This is a genomic window from Streptomyces oceani, assembly GCF_001751245.1.
Classification (GTDB): domain Bacteria; phylum Actinomycetota; class Actinomycetes; order Streptomycetales; family Streptomycetaceae; genus Streptomyces; species Streptomyces oceani.
On the sequence record NZ_LJGU01000106.1, the window covers coordinates 1 to 391 of the forward strand.

Below are 391 nucleotides of genomic sequence, written 5' to 3' on the forward strand. Positions count from 1 at the left end.
CCATCGAGGGCAGCCAGCATGAAAACCATCCCTGCCCCACCCGCGCTGCCCCAGACTCGCGAACTCCAGGGACACACTCAAGAAGGTAGGGCAGCGTGAGCGGCGGCACGGTGAGGGTGCGGCAGGGGAGCGGCGAGGACCCGTTCCGGACCGCACGGCTGCGGCGCGGAGTGCTGGACGCGTGGACCGCGTCCCCGGCCCGCTTCCGGGAGGACGCGAACGCCGAGCAGGAGTTGGTGCTCGGCGGCTATCGAGACCGTCTCGTCGTGGAGTTGGCGCAGAACGCCGCCGACGCCGCGGCCCGTGCCGGGCGGCGCCCCGGGCGGGTGCGGTTCACGCTGCGCGCCGGCGTACTGGTGGCCGCCAACACCGGCGAGCCCCTGGACGCCTG

Annotated in this window: 1 protein-coding gene; it reads left to right on the plus strand. The window is 73.9% G+C overall.

Annotation, left to right across the window (positions count from 1 at the left end; translation table 11 throughout):
• Positions 1-110 precede the first annotated feature (110 nt).
• On the plus strand, positions 111-391 hold a 281-nt coding region (locus AN216_RS28000; protein WP_170843026.1), incomplete at its 3' end, for a hypothetical protein.